The organism is Arthrobacter sp. SRS-W-1-2016 (assembly GCF_002009585.1).
GTDB classification, from domain to species: Bacteria; Actinomycetota; Actinomycetes; order Actinomycetales; family Micrococcaceae; genus Arthrobacter; species Arthrobacter bambusae_A.
Map to the genome: position 1 here is coordinate 29,860 of NZ_MTPV01000012.1, position 15,508 is coordinate 45,367.

Below are 15,508 nucleotides of genomic sequence, written 5' to 3' on the forward strand. Positions count from 1 at the left end.
GAGTGCTATGTACGCTTTCGTGCAGTTTTCGCAAGTCGCCAGCGCGGCTTGGAACGGCTGGCAGGAGCCATTTGGGCGCGGGCCAAAGACAACACTACGCCCACGCCGCATAGGGACATCACCAACGCTGAACCGCCATAGGAAATGAAAGGCAGGGGAACGCCGATCACCGGCAGCAGGCCGGCCACCATGGCCATGTTGATCGCGGCCTGACCAAGCATCCACGCCATGATTGAGCCGCCGAGCACGCGGGCGAACAAGTCTTCCTGGTGGCTGACAACCCGGTAGATGGCAACGGCAAGCAGCGCGAAAAGCACCAGGACCACGATGGTCCCCACGAGGCCGAGCTCCTCCCCGATGACAGCGAAGATGAAGTCGTTGTGGGCTTCGGGAATCCACTGGTATTTTTGCCGGCTCTGGCCAAGGCCAACTCCGAACCAGCTGCCTGAGGCAAGGGCGCTGAGCCCCTGTTCGCTCTGGAAGCCGATGTCACTCGCCCCCGCGCAGCTCTGCCCCATCCACGAGGTGATCCGGCACATCCGGTTTCCACTGGTCACCGCAAGTACCAGTGCCGCCGCAGCGGCAACACCCCCCGCCCCGGCGAAGAGCTTCAGGTTGACGCCGCCGAAAAACAGGCCGGCCGCCATGATCAACATGACCACCAACGACGTTCCAAGGTCGTGCCCCAGGACAATCAAGGTAATGATCACGCCGGAGACCGGAACGATCGGGATCAGTGCGTGCGTCCACTTGTCGAGGAGCTTGGCCTTGACGGAAAGGACCGTGGCCATCCAGAGCACCAGCGCGAACTTGGCGAATTCCGATGGCTGAAAGGTGAAGCCACCGATCTCGATCCAGTTCTGGTTGCCCAGCACGCGCTTGCCGATAATGAGGACCAGCACCAACAAGGCGCCGGCAAGAATGATCGAGGGCCACGCGAATCTCTTCAGCCACAGGACGTTGACCCGTGAAAGCACCAGCATCGCAACGATGCCGATGGCGGCGAACATGCCTTGCTTGGTGGCGATCGAATAGGGAGACTCGCCGGCCGCAATCGCTTCGACACTGGACGCCGAAAGGACCATGATGATCCCGATTGCCGTGAGCGCGAGCGATGCGCCGAGAATCAGGTAGTACGTGGACCCGTTCCTGGATTTGCCGCTTCCCTCAAGCGTTGACCAGAAACCAGCTATCCCGGAGCGAATGCGGAATAGCAGGGAGGCTCGGGCAACGCCGGCCGCGCCTCGAGCGGGGTCTGCGTTCCCGGCCCGGGTCCGCCCGGGACCGCTGCGCGTGGGCGTGCTGACCATTGTTACTCCTCGGTGGTCTGTGCCTGGCCTTCCACAAGCTCGCGCACTGCCCGGATGAAAGCATCGCCACGGTGAGCGTAGGAAGAGAACTGGTCCATGGAGGCAGCCGCCGGGGCCATCAGCACGGTATCGCCGGACTCGGCGATACCTGCTGCCGACTCGACAGCATGGGCCATCACGGTGTCGCCGAAGATCGGAGACGGTTCCGCGGCGGCACCAGCTGAATCGGCGGACTGCACCATTTCAGTGTCGCCCTTGGGCTGCCCGATTACGGGCACATCCGGCGCGTGTCGCTTGAGGGACGCTTCCAGGTCAGTGGTGTCCGAGCCGATCAGCACCACCGCCTTGAGCCTGGGCGCGTTGCTTTTGACCAGCTCGTCGTAGTTGACGCCCTTGGACAAACCGCCCGCAATCCAGACGACCTTGGTGAACGCCGCCAGTGCCGCCGACGCGGCGTGCGGATTGGTCGCCTTGGAGTCGTTGACCCAGAGCACGCCGTTCTGCTTGGCCACAGGCTGGATGCGGTGGTCTCCCGGAAGATAGTTCCTGAGCCCCTGGCGCACTGCGGACGGTTCGACGCCGTAGGCCCGCACCAGCGCGGCCGCGGCCAGCGCGTTGGCAACCATGTGGCGCGGCGCAGCGGGACCCAGATCAGCCATGGACGCAAGTTCCTCTGCCGAACTCTTGCGTTCTTCGATGAACGCGCGGTCCACCAGCAACCCCTCGACGACGCCGAGCATGCTGACGGCCGGCGTCAAGGTGGTGAAACCGATTGCCCGGCAACCTTCGACCACGTCCGCGTTTTCCACCATGCGTTCGGTCTCGATCTGTTCAGCGTTGTAGATGCACGCCTTCTGGGTGTTCTCGAAGATCCTTGCTTTGTCGGCAAGGTAGGACTCGTAGGAACCATGCCAGTCGACGTGGTCCTCGGCGACGTTGAGGCAGACGCTGGCCACCGGGGAAAGGGATTCGATCCAATGCAACTGGAAGCTGGAAAGCTCAACCGCGAAAGCGTCATACTCCACGGGGTCGCGGAGCGCGTCCAGGATGGGAGTGCCCACATTCCCCACGGCGATTGCTTTGAGCCCGGCTGCCTGCAGCATGGCTTCGGTCATGCCCACCGTCGTGGTCTTGCCGTTGGTGCCCGTGATCGTGAGCCAGTCCGCCGTCTTGCGGCCCTTGCGTTCGCGGACCCGCCACGCGAGTTCGACGTCGCCCCACACCGGCACGTGGGCCCGTTTGGCCGCTGCCAGGAGGGACTGGTCCGGCCGCCAGCCGGGAGACGTCACGACGAGTTCGGCCTTTTCACCGTCCACGCGGGGCAGCGTTGTGACGGCGTCCTGGCCAAGGAGGACGTCGGCTGCGCCGACGATCTTCAAGGTGTCAGCCTGGGCGAGGGCTTTTGCGCTGGTGGCGGCGTCAACCACCACCACCCGTGCGCCGAGTTCGATCAAGGTATCGGCGGCCGCGAAACCGGAGACGCCAATGCCTGTCACGACGACGCGCAGGCCCTTCCAGTCGGAATCCCAACTGACGAGGTTCCGGAGCCGATCATTCGCCGATGGCTTGGTTTGAGGACTTGCGCTCACAGCAGCACCACCCATTCAGCATAGAAAATACCCAGGCCCGCGGCCACGAACAGGCCGCAAAGAATCCAGAATCGGACAACCACCGTGATTTCGGCCCAGCCCTTGAGTTCGAAGTGATGCTGGAGGGGGGCCATCTTGAAGACCCGCTTGCCCTTGGTGACCTTGAAGTAGCCCACCTGGATGATGACCGACAGCGTGATGAGGACGAAGAGTCCGCCGATGATGCCCAGGAGGAGTTCGGTGCGGGAGAGGATCGCAAACCCGGCCACTGCGCCGCCGATGGCCAGGGAACCGGTGTCTCCCATGAAGATCTTCGCCGGAGACGTGTTCCACCACAGGAAGCCCACCAGGGCGGCACTGCAAATGGCCGCCAAGAGCGCCAGGTCGAGCGGGTCGCGGACCGAATAGCAGCCGCTGCCTGCCTCGCGGGGTGAACCGCAGGCCTGGTTGTTCTGCCAGATCCCCATGAGCGTGTAGGCCCCGAAGACCATGATGGAGGCACCGGCCGCAAGGCCGTCCAGCCCGTCCGTGAGGTTGACGCCGTTGGTTGCGGCAGTGACGATCAGGTTCGACCAGATGACGAACAGGATGGCCCCGAGGACCGTCCCCCCAAAGGCCAGGTTCAGCCAGGGAATGTCCCGCACGAGGGAAATGTGCGTGGAGGCCGGCGTGATTCCCTGCGAGTCGGGGAAGTTCAGGACCAGCACTGCGAAGACAATGCCGACGAAGGCCTGGAGGATCAACTTGGCTTTGGCATTGAGTCCGAGGCTGCGTTGCTTGGAGATCTTGATGAAATCGTCGAGGAAGCCCACGAATCCCATCCCGACCATGAGGAACAGCAAGAGCAGGCCCGAAGCCGACGGGCCCGCTGATCGTGGATTCATCATCCACATGATCAGGTGGGTCAACCCATAGCTGATGAGCACTGCGGCCACGACGACGGTACCGCCCATGGTGGGAGTACCGCGCTTGGTGTGGTGGGACGTGGGTCCGTCGTCGCGGATGAACTGGCCGTAGCCCTTGGTGACGAGGAAACGGATGAAGAGTGGCGTACCGACCAAAGCCACCAGGAGGGCGACGCCCGCGCCGATCAACAGTGCAATCACAGCAGCTCGTTCCCTTCATTTGCGGCAGTTGTAGCCGCGGTGTTCGCACTCGTTCCGGCCTGTGGGGGTAATGCTATCCGATCCCCCAAATACCTTAGGCCGACCCCGTTCGAGGACTTGAAAAGCACCAGGTCACCGGGTGCGAGCTCGGCCTGCAGCAGTTCGTAGGCCTCGTCGGCCGTTTCGGTGAAACTGCATTCCTCGCCCCAGGAGCCCTCCTGGATCGCGGAAATGTACAGCGCCCGGGCTTCGCGGCCAACCACGACGAGCCTGGAAATGTTCAAGCGGACCACTTGCGTGCCCACTGCCGTGTGTTCGCGGATGGAGTCTTCGCCAAGCTCCAGCATCGCGCCCAACACCGCCCAGGTACGGCGTCCCTGGCCGAGGTCGGCGAGGGTGCGCAAGGCTGCACGCATGGATTCCGGATTCGCGTTGTAGGCGTCGTTGATGATGGTGACGCCGTCTGCCCGCTCAGTGCGTTCCATTCGCCACCGGCTGGCCGGCGACTGCTCGCTCAGCGAGTCGGCAATCGCGGCGGCGGGGAGGCCCGCCGCGAACGCGGCGGCCGCGGCGGCCAGCAAGTTGGTGATGTGGTGCGCACCGATGAGCTTGCTGTGGACGCGGTGCGGCACCCCGCCGTCGGGCAGGTGGAGTTCGAATTCGGGGTGGCCGTCGCCGTCGATATCGGCGTTCCTCGCTTCGACCGCGGAACCGGATACGCCCGTGGCCGTGGTCCCCAGCACTGTGGCCCGGGTGCGGGAGGCCATCGCCGCGACCCGCGCGTCGTCGAGGTTGATGACGGCGGTTCCATCGATACCCAGGGCCTCGACGAGTTCGCCCTTGGCCTTGGCGATGTTCCCCACGCCACCGAACTCGCCGGCGTGGGCGCTGCCGACGCACAGAACGACGCCGATGTCCGGTTTGACCATCTCGGCAAGGTACTTGATGTGGCCCACGCCGGTGGCGCCCATTTCGATCACGAGGTAGCGGGTGCCGGCATCGGCTCCGAACACGGTGAGCGGCACGCCGACCTCACCGTTGTACGAACCTTGCGGGGCCACAGTGGCCCCGGCCCGGGAAAGAATGCCCGCGAGCAGGTCCTTGGTAGTGGTCTTGCCCGCCGAGCCCGTGATGCCGATGACAGTGAACGGCTCCCCCTGGGCGGCACGTGCGGCACGGATGCGGCGCACCGACTCTGCGGCCAGGGCTCCCATCGCGATCACGGCGTCATCGACGACGACGGCGGGGTAGGGCCGTCCGTCGTCGTCGGAAACGTCGCGCTCGGTCAGCGCCAGAACGGCACCGCGCTCAAACGCGGCGCCCACGTAGGCATGGCCGTCGGCGTTCTCTCCGGGCTTGGCCACGTACAACGATCCGGCAGCCGCCTCACGGGAATCGGTAACGACGGACACCGGGACAATGCCCGGGTCCGCTGCCAATCGGCCATTGGTAATATCGGCGATCTCCGCCGCAGTAAGTGCAATCATCTCGGTCTAGGACTCTATCCGCTCGTCCGTGGAAACCTTGAATCCCCTGGCTGTCAAGGCAGCCCGGAGCTCCACCCGGTCATCGAGGGCAAGGTTGACGCCCTTCACTTCCTGCCAGACTTCATGGCCCCGCCCTGCGATCAGGATGGTGTCTGCTTCAGCGGCCAGGTCCACGGCTTGGCGGATGGCAGCGCCCCGGGGGAACGCCTCGATGATTTCGCACGCCAGGTCCTCTGATGCGCGGGCGGCACGCGCCCCGGCGAGGACTTCCGCGCGGATCGTCGCGGCGTCTTCGTCATGGGGATCGTCGTCGCTGACAATCACGACGTCGGCGAGCCGGGCGGCGATGGCGCCCATGGTCGGCCGTTTGCCCTGGTCACGCTGTCCTGTGGCCCCGAAAACGACAATCACGCGGGATCCGGGCGCTTGCGAACGTACGGCCTTCAGCGCCCTCGCGAGGGCATCCGGGTTGTGCGCGAAATCGACAACGGAAGCCGGGGCTTCGGAGATCAGCTGCATCCGGCCCGGCACGGAAACGGTGAAGGGGTCGTGCCTGTCCAGGGCCGCCTGCAGGGCCTGCGGGTCGATGCCGGAGTCGAGCACCATGATGGTGGCCAGGGCCGCGTTGGCGACGTTGAAGTCCCCCGGCAGCCCTGTATGGACACTCAGGACCGTTCCATCCCGGTGGCGCAATTCGAAGTCCGTTCCAAGCCCGCGTTGCTTGACCGACTCCACCGCCCAGTCAGCGTCGCCCCCAGGCGTGGCCGACAGCGTGGTCACGGGAATTCCTGCCTCGTCGGCCAGCAAGCGCCCCCAGGGGTCGTCCACGGTCACTACGGCACGCCGTGCGTGCGCGCTCGTGAAGAGCTCCGCCTTGGTCCGGAAGTACCCGTCCATGCTTCCGTGCAGGTCGAGGTGGTCTTGTGTCAGGTTGGTGAAACCGGCAACATCGAACGTCACCGAGTCGACCCTGTGGAATGACAGGGCGTGGGAGGACACTTCCATGGATGCCGCGTCGAGACCACGTTCACGCATGAGGGCGAGCAAGGCGTGGACATCCGTGGACTCGGGCGTCGTCAGCAGGCTCGGGATGGCTTCACCCCCGGCAAGGATTTCAATCGTCCCGATGAGGCCGGGGTTCATGCCCAGGGCGCGCAGGAGGGAGTTGATGAAATACGTCGTCGTCGTTTTGCCGTTCGTTCCGGTCACTCCGAAAAGTGTGGGCGAATCCCCGTCGAGCGGCTGGCTGCGGTATATGAGGGCAGCGAGGGTCCCGACGGCGGCCCGGGGGTTCCCGACGATCAGCACCGGAACGGCAAGGTCGTCAAGTGCCAATTGCCGGGCGCCCTCTTCATCGCTCAGGACCGCCACGGCACCGGCAGCCACCGCTTGGGCGACGAAGTCGGCCCCGTGACGGGTGGCTCCGGGCAGCGCCAAGTACAGATCCCCCGGCTCGACAGTGCGCGAGTTGAGGGATACACCGGTCACCGATGTGCCGCCCGTGTCCGGGGGCAGCGCGATTCCAAGGGAGGCAGCAATGGCCTCGAGGGGAACAGGCGCCACGACGGCTGGACGGAAGCCGGGGTTGTCCGTAGCCGGCGGGTTCCCTGTAGGGATCGATACGGCGTCATTCTGCTCTGACAAGGTGGTCTCCGTTGGTACTCGTAATACTGGCCGCGGGAGAATCATGGGACTCCCCGAACGGCATGGGTGGATCGTAAAGTGGCCGGACAGATGCCCAACAAGCTTACTTGGCGAAACTGGGCTACTTGCCGTACTGGCGTGATGTGCCGTGCTGGCTACTTGCCGTATTGCGGGAACCGCGCCGGAGTGCCGGTGGACGGCGGGACGTTGTAGGTGCGCAGCACCTGGCCCATGACCGAGCGGAAGATCGGTCCCTGGGTGATGCCGTAGATGTTCCCTTTGGGGCGCTGGACAACCACCTCGACAATGAACCGTGGATTCTCCATGGGAGCCATTCCGATAATGGACGCGGTGTAGCCGTCGAATCCTGGCAGGCCATCTTCACGGGGCGCTTCGGAGGTTCCGGTCTTGGCACCCACCCGGTATCCGTCGATGCCGGCGTCTTTCACTTCGCCCATCGTGACGTTGCTCTCGAGGATGTCACGGACCTGTTGGGCCGTGTCCGGGGTGACAACCTGCCGGGAATCCTTGGCGGGCACCTTGTTCTCCACACCGTCGGCTCCCACGTAGCCATCGATGAGCCGCGGTTGGATCATCACGCCGCCGTTCGCCACGCTTTGGTAGGCCCGGACGGTCTGGAGCGTGGACTGGGAAACACCTTGGCCGAACAACACGGTGTATTGCTGCCGGTCGTCCCATTGATCCGGCTTGGCGAGAATGCCGGTCGATTCGGCGGGAAGTCCGATGTCCGGAGCTTCGCCGATGCCGAAGCGGGTGAGGTAGTCGTAACGCTGCTGCTTGCTCAGGCGGCTGCCGATCATCACGGTACCGGTGTTCATTGAATAGCCGAGGATACCGGCAAGGGTCCTCTGCTCAGTACCGTGCACGAAGGCATCAGTGAACGTCTGACCGTCAATGGTCAGGGCCGGTGGAATCGTGACGGTGTCCAGCGGGCTGGACTTCCCTTCGTTGATGGCGGCCGATGCCGTGATCATCTTCTCGACGGAACCAGGCTCGTAGGCCGCCGTCACGGACCGCACGCCGCGGTCCGCGGCCGCGACCTTCCCTGGGTCGTTGGGGTCGGGAGCGTTCGTGTCCGCCATCGCGATGATGTTGCCGGTCTTGACGTCCTCGACCACGATCGATCCCCACTCGGCATTGAGCTGGTTGACCTGTGTCTGGATCGCTTGCTGCGCAAAGTACTGGATGTCCGTGTTGAGGGTCAGTTTGACGTCCTGGCCGTTCACGGCGGGTGTCAGCAGGTCGGTCGCCACGGGAATGCGAAGCCCGTCGGCGCCGATCTCGAAGACCCGCTTGCCGTCCTTGCCGCGGAGGAGGGCGTCCTGGGTCTGCTCAAGGCCGGCCTGGCCGGTGGTGCCGTCCTTGAGGAAGCCGATGACGCCCCCGGCGACGCTCCCGTTGGGATAGACACGCTTGCTGACGCCTTCCGAAACCACCCCGGGGATGTGCAGCTGTGAAATCCGGTCTTCGACGTCCGGCTTCACTTCCTTGGCCACGACGTTGTATTTCTTGACGCCGGTCACCGCCTGGGTGACCTGGTTGACGTCCATCCCCAAAGCGCTGGCAAGTTCGGCAATGCCCTGGGACCTGGAGATCGTGTCTATGGCCTGGGTCTGGGTGTTGAAACGAGGAAACTGATCGGTGTTCGTATTGACCGTTTGGTCCACCACGATGTCGTAGCGGATCACACTGCTGGCGAGGACGGTGCCGTTGGCGTCAAGGATCTTGCCGCGTTCGGCGGGCAGGATGGTGGTTGTCAGCCTGTTGTTATAGGCCGCCTCGGCCAGGCCTCCGACGTCGAGACCCTGGACCAGGAACAACTTTCCCCCGACCACCAGCAACAGCGTCAGCATGATTCCGAGGCCGATGCGCAGGCGCTTCTTCGCCACCGGCGTTCTCTTGTTCTTCGGTTTGCCGGTTTTCTGCACCACGTCGATTCCTTGCTGCTTGCCTTGCTGTTTACCTGAAATCAGGTCGGCTGGACGCTACTGCCCGGGTACCTTCTGCTGTGGAACCGGGACCGAACCACCGTGAAGATCCACAACCGGCGGCTTGGGTGCCGCAGGAACCACGGGCGCCTGCGGTTTGGCCGTCGTCGGGTCGGCCGTCCCGCTGGGTTTGCGGCTGTCGAGCGAATCATTCTTGGCGGGCGCGGAAGGTTGCACGCTGGACGGGCCTGCAACCGCAGGAGCAGCGATGACGGCACCGGGATTCTGTCCCTTGGTTGCCGGCGTGGCTTTACCTGTGACTGTCAGAGTGTCCAGATCGATCTGGCCCGTGGCAGTGGAAGCTACCATTCCCAATTCTGCGGCCTTGGCGGCCAGATTCTGGGGAGCTTGGTAGTTCTGGACCTGCTGTGTCAGATCCTGGTTCTGCTTGTTCAGGGACGCATCGTCGTTCCTGAGCTTCACCAAGTCGTATTGGGCCGTGGAAACCGAGATGTTCAGCACAAGGACCGTCATCAAGGCGGCCGCCAACACGCCGAAGCAAAAGACGACGAAGGGAGTCCGCCGTCGTCCGGGAACACTCTGGACGAGAGAGAGCGGGGTCCGCGCCTTGCGGGTCGCGTCGCGCTCCGGTCCTCGGGCGGGCAGGGCACGCGCGGTGTTGCCCACAGTGGTCGGCAGGATCTTCGCGGCAGCGGTGCTCATGCTGTTCTCCTCGCTTTGATGCGTTCCACGGCCCGCAGGCGGGCAGATGCCGCACGCGGGTTTTCGGCGATTTCTTCGGGTGTCGGCACTTCCGTGCCCTTGGTCAAGGTTTTGAATTCCGGTTTGTGCTCCTCCAGCTCCACCGGGAAACCGAGCGGGGCCGATGACTTGGACCGGGACTGGAAGACGGACTTGACGATCTTGTCTTCGAGGGAGTGGTACGACATCACCACTACCCGTCCCCCCATCGCTGAGGCTGAGAGAGCGGCAGGAACTGCTCTCTCCAGGACGTCGAGTTCCTCGTTGACTTCAATCCGCAAGGCCTGGAAAGTCCGCTTGGCCGGGTGCCCACCGGATTTCGCAGCCGCCGCGGGAACAACCCCGCGGATCTGCTCGACGAGTTCGCCGGTGGTGGCGAATGGCTTGGAGGCCCTCGCCGTGACGATGCGGTTGGCGATCCTGCCTGCGAACTTCTCTTCGCCCCACTTGCGGATGATCCGGACCAGGTCTTCTTCGGAGTAGTTGTTGACGACGTCAGCGGCAGTCTGGCCGCGGCTGGTATCCATCCGCATGTCCAGGGGCGCGTCGTAGGAGTAGGCAAAACCGCGCTCCCGCTCGTCCAGTTGGAGGGACGACACGCCAAGATCCATGAGGATCCCGTGCACTTCGGGGATGCCAAGGTCGGTAAGGACATCTTCGATCTCGTCGTAGACCGCATGGACGAGGTCGGTGCGGCCCGAAAACGGTTGCAGTCGCTCTCCGGCGAGGGCGAGGGCCTCTTCGTCCCGGTCTATCCCGACAAGGTGCAGGTCGGGGAACCGTTGCAGCATCGCTTCGGAGTGGCCGCCCATTCCCAACGTGGCGTCGATGGCCACGGGCGTTTCGCCGCGGCTGCGGGCCGCTTCAAAACCGGGGGCCAACAAATTGATGCACCGGTCCCTCAGGACCGGTACATGTCGCTCCGAGGTTGGTTTTGGCGCGTCTTGCTCCTCCATGCGGCCTCCTCAGAGCTGAATTGTTCGTCTGTCAGTCGGGTGGGTCGCTTCTTGAGCCGGATCCCCATCCGCGCCTATCGCAGCGTCTGCCTGGCTCCGGGGAAGGTGAGCCAGGAAAACAATGTGATGGGCGGCTGGAGATCCCGTCCAAGAAGCATTGCTGTTTCCTGTCCCGGTTTCTAAATGAACCCGGGAAGGTTGTCGTCGTCGGTCTCCGAGAAGGCGGCTTCCTTCTCGGCCAGGTACTCGTCCCAAGCCTGGGCATCCCAGATCTCTGCGCGGGTTCCGGCGCCGATGACCGCCAATTCCCGCTCGAGACCTGCGTAGCTCCGGAGCGCCGGCGGAATCGTCACGCGCCCCTGCTTGTCAGGTACCTCGTCAGAGGCTCCGGACAGGAAAACCCGGATGTAGTCACGCGACTGCTTGGAGGAGATAGGGGCCTCCCGCATGGATTCGTGAATACGTTCGAATTCCCGCTGGCTGAAGACGTAGATGCAACGCTCCTGGCCCCTTGTGAGCACCAAGCCGTCAGCAAGTTCCTCGCGGAACTTGGCGGGAAGGATGATCCGGCCCTTTTCGTCCAGACGGGGAGAATGCGTGCCAAGAAACACTGGCCCACCGCCCCCATCCGTAAAGGTGCCCGTACCTGCCCCACGCCGCCACTACCCTCTTACTTGCTCCACTTTACTCCACAAGCCCCCACAGTCAACGCAATCCGGCGTGTTTCTGCCCCACTTTCGAATGCTGAAGCCTGAAAACACAGGGATTCCAGAGGTGGTTGGCGGTGGAGGGGGCTTGGCGCGGCGCTGCGGGCGGCCGCACGACGGCGGCTTCGGGGTCGCGCAGGCAGGCTCGCGAGGCGCGGCCAACCTGGGGTTAAATGCGAAAAGACCCGATTTTCGGGTCTTTTCGCAATCAGGCCGGAGCCTGGTGGTGCAATGTGGAGGACTCGTCATCCGTGAACGACAAGCCTCCGGATGGAGCGCTCTTACTCCTCGCCGCGGCGGCGCTCGTCCCAGCGTTCCTCGAGGTTGCTCATGAAGGAGTTCCGCGCCTTACCTGGCTTGGCACTCTTCGATTTGCGGCCGGCTGCCCTTCTCAGGGTGGCGAAGTACACGCCGGCGCCCATGACAATGAAGCCCAACACCCCAAGGAAGATGTTCTGCAAGGACACACCTACCAACAACAAGAGAATCCCGGCGATAGTGCCTAGAACGCCAATAACGATGTGCCTGGTCGACCATGAGCGAATGGGGTCAGAGCCCATTGAATTGGCAAACTTCGGATCGTCCTCATGCAGTTGCTTCTCGAGTTGCTCGAGGAGCTTCTGTTCGTGCTCCGATAGGGGCATCGCGACCTCCTTTAGTCGGCCAGCGCCTGGATACGCCGCGGCCGTTGCCTCTGTTCCCTAGAAACGGATGAACCCAAAAAAGGGTTCCCGAAGACCGGGTCTTGTGAACACGGTCTCACGGAACAGACACAACAGAGCAATTTATCCAGACGGTCTAAATCTGTGTATCTCTAGGATAGTTTGTTGGCCGCTGTTCTGAAAGACACGCCGGAGGCACGCGGGAGGCTCATCGCCGCCTAGGGAGAGCCCTCCCCATCAGGCTCCGCATGCGGTTCCAGAAGTGCCGCCGGAAGGACCGTTTTGTTGCCGAATCGCTCGGTGACACGATCAAGCGCCTGCTCGGCCGCACGCCAGTTGTCGTCCCTGCGGTCGAGGCTCAACTGCAGAGAGGCATGCTCTGCAGGTTCGAGCTGCTCGGCCCGGACTCCAACAAGGCGCACGCTCATGGGACGCTCCCCCAAAGACGCCAGCAACTGGCTCGCCACCTGATAGATCAGTTGGGCGCTGTCCACCGGCGTATGCATTGTCTTGCTGCGGCTGATGGTCGAAAAATCCGCATACCGTAGCTTCAGCGCTATGGTCCTGGCCACCATTCCCGCAGTCCGCAGCCGTGACGCGGTTCGGTGGGAGAGCCTGAGCAACTCACGGTGCAGGAGAGCGTCATCCGGGGTGTCCATAGCGAACGTTTCCTCGGAGCCGATGCTCTTTTCGAGGCGCGTGGGCGTGACTGGCCGCGGGTCCAGGCCCATCGACAACCGGTGGACATGCTCTCCCGAAGCGCCGAGGACCTTTTTCAAGGAAGAAGGCGGCGTGGCCGCAACATCGGCCACGGTCCGGATGCCCAATCTCGCGAGCACATCGGCGGTCTTCGCCCCGACGCCCCACAAGGCGTTCACGGGCAGGCTGTGCAGATAGGCCACGGTCTGTCCCGCCTCAATAAGCAGCAATCCGTCGGGTTTGCAGCGTGTAGAGGCAATTTTGGCAACGAACTTATTGGCAGCAATACCCACCGACGCAGTGATTCCCAGCTCTGAGGCAACGCGGCGCCGGATCAAATGGCCGATCTGGAGGGGCGGACCAAGCCTCCTGATCGCGCCGCCGACGTCCAGGAAGGCTTCGTCCACGCTCAACGGTTCCACGAGGTCCGTTATTGATTCGAATATTCCCATCAACTGCCGGGACACCTCGTAGTAGAGGCTGTGGCGGGGCTCGATGATGACCGCCCGGGGGCACATCCGCATGGCGTTGGCCATGGGCATCGCAGACTTCACGCCCAACGCGCGCGCTTCGTAGGAAGCGGACAGGACAACCGAGCGATCCACCGGAAAGCCCACAATGACGGGTTTTCCCTTGAGTTCGGGCCGGGTGCGCAATTCCACCGAGACAAAAAAGGCATCCATGTCCACGTGGAGGATGCTGGTGCGCCTCAGTTCCCGCAGGGCAGCGGGATCCGGAGCGACTTCCTGGCGGGGGCCCCGCCCGTTGTCCTCTGCTTGTGGTCTCACAGGGAAATCCTATGCCGCGGCGCTGGTTACTGGACGCCGCGTCCGGCGTCCTAAACTGGAGGCAGCATCCGGCGTCGTCCCCAGGAGGAAATCCCTGTGAAGCTCTTTGGAAAGCCTCAACCCGTCAGCCTGGCCCTGTTGGCCACGGGCGTCGCGTTGACCATATCGGCTTGCGGGTCGTCCCCGGCAAGCACGGCATCCCAAGGGGCGGCGCCCGCATCGTCAGGGGCGGTCACTGCCTCGGCAAGTCCGGCGCCGGCTACCACGTCCACACCCGCGGCCGGAGCTGCGGCGACAGTCGGCGCCCTGGTCCCTGGATTCCCGCAGCAACTGATTCCCTTGATGCCCAAGGCGGCGGTCGAATCCAGCAGCTTCGACAAGAACTCCTCCCCGGCGTCGGTGGCCTTGGTCGGCACTGTTTCGTCCCCGTCGGACGCAGTCGTGGCCTTTTATACCTCTGCGCTCACCGCGCAGGGCTTCAAGGAAGTTCCCGGCAACACTGTGGGAAGTATCAAATCAAAGGATTTCCTCCGTGGCGACAATGAAACGGTGAATATCTCGGTGGTGGAAACCGCAGGCAAATCCACGTTCACCATCGGTGCCAACGTGGCCGCCGGGTCGATCAAGTGACCACAGAGAACCTCGGCTCGGAACAAAGCCGTTTCGTGGCCGATGTCGCAGCCAAACTCAACGGCTTCCTCGGCATGCAACAGGAAACCATGGCCACCATCTCCCCCGACGTGGCTCCCCTCATGGGTTCGATCTCAAGCCTTGTGACAGGTGGCAAACGGCTCCGGGCCCTGATGTGCTACTGGGGGTGGCGAGGCGCCGGAGGAGAGTCCGCACATCCGGACATCATCACTGCCGGCTGCGCCTTGGAACTCTTCCAGGCGGCAGCCCTGATCCACGATGACATCATCGACCGCTCTGATACACGGCGCGGAGGCCCCAGCGTCCACAAGCGGTTCAGCCAGCTCCATGAGGGCGAAGGCTGGGCCTTGGACAGCGAACGGTTCGGTCATGCGGCCGCGATTCTCACCGGAGACCTGTGCCTGTCCTTCAGCGAGGAGGCCTTCACGGAGATTGGCGGCCGGGCCGCCTCCGGTACACCCGCGCGACGGATCTTCAACCTGATGCGCGCCGAGGTCATGGCCGGCCAGTACCTGGACATCCTGGAGGAAGTCGCCGGCCCGGTCCGGGACCGCGCAGGCGCAGTCCACCGTGCCCAGTCCATCATCCGTTTCAAGTCGGCGAAGTATTCGACGGAACACCCCTTGGCCCTTGGAGGCGCCCTGGCCGGTGCCGGCGACAAACTCCTGCAAGGCTATTCAGCCTTCGCGTTGCCATTGGGTGAGGCCTTCCAGCTGCGCGACGACGTCCTGGGAGTATTCGGAGACCCCGGAACCACCGGGAAGCCTGCGGGAGATGACCTCCGCGAAGGCAAGCGGACCGTACTAGTGGGCTTCGCCATCAACCAGGCCGGTGCCGCGGATTCGAAGTACATCGATACCATGCTCGGAAGGCAGGACCTTGGCGAGGCCGAGGTTGCCGAGATCCGGCGGATCATCGTGGATTGCGGTGCGCTCGAAGCCACGGAATCAATGATCGAGGAACTGAGCAACGAGGCTTTCGAGGCCTTGGAGCGCCTCCCCCTGGCTGAACTCCCGCTTACCGCACTCAGGCAATTGGCCGAAGCCGCCGTCAGCCGCGCCGCGTGAACTCTTGGATAAATCGAGGTTAAGGGCAGCTTAAATACCTGCCTTAAATACAGTGGTGGGGGGGGGGGGGGGGGGGGGGGGGGGGGGGGGGGGGGGGGGGGGGGGGGGGGGGGGGGGGGGGGGGGGGGGGG

14 protein-coding genes are annotated in these 15,508 nt (G+C 63.8%); 2 read left to right on the forward strand and 12 right to left on the reverse strand.

The window, feature by feature from the left end:
• Positions 1-5: 5 nt before the first annotated feature.
• From ftsW to BMF89_RS22725, 12 genes are all read right to left on the reverse strand, one after another.
• Positions 6-1,310, reverse strand: coding sequence for a putative lipid II flippase FtsW (gene ftsW / locus BMF89_RS02860; protein WP_078105570.1), 1,305 nt, complete (start codon positions 1,308-1,310; stop codon positions 6-8).
• A 2-nt stretch (positions 1,311-1,312) separates the two neighbouring features.
• Positions 1,313-2,914, reverse strand: a complete 1,602-nt coding sequence (murD, locus tag BMF89_RS02865; RefSeq protein WP_078105571.1) for a UDP-N-acetylmuramoyl-L-alanine--D-glutamate ligase — start codon at positions 2,912-2,914, stop codon at positions 1,313-1,315.
• Entirely contained in the window at positions 2,896-4,005 is a 1,110-nt protein-coding gene (gene mraY, locus BMF89_RS02870; RefSeq protein WP_078105572.1) for a phospho-N-acetylmuramoyl-pentapeptide-transferase, read from the reverse strand. The genes murD and mraY overlap by 19 nt, the downstream gene beginning before the upstream one ends.
• A complete protein-coding gene (gene murF / locus BMF89_RS02875; RefSeq protein WP_078105573.1) occupies positions 4,002-5,492 on the reverse strand; it encodes a UDP-N-acetylmuramoyl-tripeptide--D-alanyl-D-alanine ligase in 1,491 nt (496 codons plus the stop codon). Before murF ends, mraY begins: the two co-directional genes overlap by 4 nt.
• Before the next feature lie 6 nt (positions 5,493-5,498).
• Positions 5,499-7,109, reverse strand: coding sequence for a UDP-N-acetylmuramoyl-L-alanyl-D-glutamate--2,6-diaminopimelate ligase (locus BMF89_RS02880; RefSeq protein WP_253190672.1), 1,611 nt, complete (start codon positions 7,107-7,109; stop codon positions 5,499-5,501).
• Between the two features lie 182 nt (positions 7,110-7,291).
• Entirely contained in the window at positions 7,292-9,088 is a 1,797-nt protein-coding gene (locus BMF89_RS02885) for a penicillin-binding protein 2 (protein ID WP_253190671.1), read from the reverse strand.
• Positions 9,089-9,142: 54 nt separating this feature from the next.
• Positions 9,143-9,808 carry a hypothetical protein gene (locus BMF89_RS02890; RefSeq protein ID WP_078105575.1) on the reverse strand — a complete coding sequence of 222 codons (666 nt, stop codon included), beginning with the start codon at positions 9,806-9,808 and terminating at the stop codon, positions 9,143-9,145.
• A complete protein-coding gene (rsmH, locus tag BMF89_RS02895; protein WP_078105576.1) occupies positions 9,805-10,803 on the reverse strand; it encodes a 16S rRNA (cytosine(1402)-N(4))-methyltransferase RsmH in 999 nt (332 codons plus the stop codon). The genes BMF89_RS02890 and rsmH overlap by 4 nt, the downstream gene beginning before the upstream one ends.
• Before the next feature lie 179 nt (positions 10,804-10,982).
• On the reverse strand, positions 10,983-11,414 hold the full coding sequence (gene mraZ, locus BMF89_RS02900; protein ID WP_059389147.1) for a division/cell wall cluster transcriptional repressor MraZ: 432 nt from the start codon (positions 11,412-11,414) through the stop codon (positions 10,983-10,985).
• Positions 11,415-11,791: 377 nt separating this feature from the next.
• Positions 11,792-12,154 (reverse strand): DUF3040 domain-containing protein, encoded by a 363-nt coding sequence (locus BMF89_RS02905; RefSeq protein ID WP_078105577.1) that lies wholly within the window; start codon positions 12,152-12,154, stop codon positions 11,792-11,794.
• A 236-nt stretch (positions 12,155-12,390) separates the two neighbouring features.
• Positions 12,391-13,593, reverse strand: a complete 1,203-nt coding sequence (dinB, locus tag BMF89_RS02910) for a DNA polymerase IV (RefSeq protein WP_253190673.1) — start codon at positions 13,591-13,593, stop codon at positions 12,391-12,393.
• 182 nt (positions 13,594-13,775) lie between these two features.
• Positions 13,776-14,075, reverse strand: a complete 300-nt coding sequence (locus BMF89_RS22725) for a hypothetical protein (protein ID WP_306872089.1) — start codon at positions 14,073-14,075, stop codon at positions 13,776-13,778.
• A 25-nt stretch (positions 14,076-14,100) separates the two neighbouring features.
• Between BMF89_RS22725 and BMF89_RS22730 the strand changes: the two genes are divergently transcribed.
• Both BMF89_RS22730 and BMF89_RS02920 read left to right on the forward strand, forming a co-directional pair.
• Positions 14,101-14,289 (forward strand): hypothetical protein, encoded by a 189-nt coding sequence (locus BMF89_RS22730; RefSeq protein WP_306872086.1) that lies wholly within the window; start codon positions 14,101-14,103, stop codon positions 14,287-14,289.
• 74 nt (positions 14,290-14,363) lie between these two features.
• Positions 14,364-15,377 (forward strand): polyprenyl synthetase family protein, encoded by a 1,014-nt coding sequence (locus BMF89_RS02920; protein ID WP_253190674.1) that lies wholly within the window; start codon positions 14,364-14,366, stop codon positions 15,375-15,377.
• The last annotated feature ends 131 nt before the right edge of the window (positions 15,378-15,508 follow it).